This window comes from Mesorhizobium sp. M7A.F.Ca.US.014.04.1.1, from assembly GCF_003998745.1.
Classification (GTDB): Bacteria; Pseudomonadota; Alphaproteobacteria; order Rhizobiales; family Rhizobiaceae; genus Mesorhizobium; species Mesorhizobium ciceri.
Genome location: NZ_RZRW01000830.1, coordinates 1 through 1,870 on the forward strand (window position 1 = coordinate 1; position 1,870 = coordinate 1,870).

The 1,870-nt window shown below is 63.2% G+C and carries 3 protein-coding genes; 1 reads left to right on the top strand and 2 read right to left on the bottom strand.

Translation table 11 applies throughout. The features are described from left to right. Together EOA22_RS32015 and rpiA are read right to left on the bottom strand one after the other, a co-directional pair. On the bottom strand, nucleotides 1-391 hold a 391-nt coding region (locus tag EOA22_RS32015), incomplete at its 3' end, for a DUF2059 domain-containing protein (RefSeq protein WP_127390526.1). Continuing rightward, nucleotides 378-1,109 carry a ribose-5-phosphate isomerase RpiA gene (rpiA, locus tag EOA22_RS32020; RefSeq protein ID WP_027036598.1) on the bottom strand — a complete coding sequence of 244 codons (732 nt, stop codon included), beginning with the start codon at nucleotides 1,107-1,109 and terminating at the stop codon, nucleotides 378-380. The genes EOA22_RS32015 and rpiA, both read right to left, overlap by 14 nt. 325 nt (nucleotides 1,110-1,434) lie before the next feature. On the opposite strand from rpiA, the gene EOA22_RS32025 reads away from it, so the two are divergent. Then, nucleotides 1,435-1,870 (top strand): HAD hydrolase-like protein (locus tag EOA22_RS32025; protein ID WP_127390527.1); only part of this gene is annotated, 436 nt, incomplete at its 3' end.

The window sequence follows — 1,870 nt, forward strand, 5'->3', positions numbered from 1 at the left end:
TATCGAGCAGCTTCTTGCCCGAATCGGAATTGTAGAAGGCGGCGATGTCGGTCAGTTCCTTTGCGGAGAACACTTTCGCGTAGGCGAGTGCGGCTTCCTTCTCGAGGTCGGCACGGCGCGAGGCCAGCGCCAGAGCCTTCTCGTTGATGGTCTTGCCGATCAGTTCCTGCATGTCCGGGTTCTTCTGGATCAGCTGCGATTCGAGCGCCGCGGCTGCCTGCGGCAGGATGTTGTCGAACGGGTCGGTCGCGTGGATCGCAGCGACCGCCGCGCGGGCGGCCTTCAGGTGCGCTTCCGTGACATCCTGCGAAAACGCCGGCGACGAGAAGGCGAAAACGGCCGAGGCCGCCAGAAGGACGGAAAGGCTGCGAACCCGGTTATGCAACGTCATGATCGGTAGAACTCCCTGGTTTTCGGGCGGCATGGACGGTTTGGATACCGTCGCCGCCGGCGATGATGGCCGCTGAAGCCAGCCCGATGAAAAGACCATGCTCGACCACGCCCGGAATGGCGTGGAGAGCATTCGAAAGCGCTCTTGTATCCGGAATGCGGCCAAAAGATGCATCGAGGATAAAATGGCCGCCGTCTGTAACAAAAGCCTGCCCGCCCGTCATCCTCAATGTGACCGGTCCGGAAAGACCGAGCTTTTCAGCCGCCGCGGCAACCGCGATTTCAGTGGCGCGCAGGCCGAACGGATTGACTTCGATCGGCAGGGGAAAACGGCCGAGCGTCTCGACCATCTTGGAGCGGTCGGCGATGACGATCATGCGCTGGGACGCCGCGGCGACGATCTTCTCGCGCAGCAGCGCGCCGCCGCCGCCCTTGACCAGGGTCAGTTCCGGGTCGACTTCGTCGGCGCCGTCGACGGTGAGATCCAGCTCTGGCGTTTCCTCCAGCGTCGACAGCGGCACGCCAAGCTCGCGGCAGAGCAACGCGGTGCGCTCCGAAGTCGGTACGCCGATGACGGTCATGCCGGTTGCAACCTTTTCGGCAAGCAGCCGCACGAACTCCTCGGCCGTGGTGCCGGTGCCGATGCCAAGCCGCATGCCGTCGCTTACATGGGCGAGTGCTGCCCGCGCGGCTTCGACCTTCAACTGCCTTGCATCCATGTCGGTTATTGCCCCGGAAATTCGCTGCCGGGCTCGTAGCATTTTTGCCGGTCCGGTCAAAGCCCTGGACGGCGCTTCTCCAGGTGATGCTCAGTGTAGGAATTATTTCCTTGACGGGTGAGTGCAGCTATGCTACATTTTTGCCTATGGTGCTGATTTGCGCCAACAACCCGCCGTCGAAGCGGGTTTTTTCATATCGGACGGGCCCGCTGCGAATGCCCGGCCTGATAAGCAGGCCCCGCCTGAACGAGCTGGCCCAGCGCTTGCCTTGACGCGCCGCAGCCTTTATCGCCTGCCCCTGTAGAAACTTGCCCCAGGACAGACCATGACCCGACCGATCATCGTGTTCGACCTCGACGGTACGCTGATCGACACAGCGCCGGACCTGCTCGACAGCCTCAACCACAGCCTGGCCGCCAGCGAGATCGCGGCGGTCGACGAAGCCGGCTTCAGGCGCTTTGTCGGTCACGGCGGCCGGGTGATGATCGAGCGGGCGCACGCCGCCCATCAGCGATCGCTTGCCGTCGAGGAGCACGACCGGCTGCTGAAACTTTTCCTCGACCACTACACGCTCAACATCCCCGGCAAGTCACGCCCCTACCCCGGTGTCGTCGAGGCGATCGCGCGCTTCGAGGAGGCCGGCTATACCCTCGCCATCTGCACCAACAAATACGAAGCCAACTCGCTGGCGCTGATCGAGGCGCTCGGCCTGACCAAACATTTCGCGGCCATCGCGGGCCAGGACACGTTCGCCTTCCGCA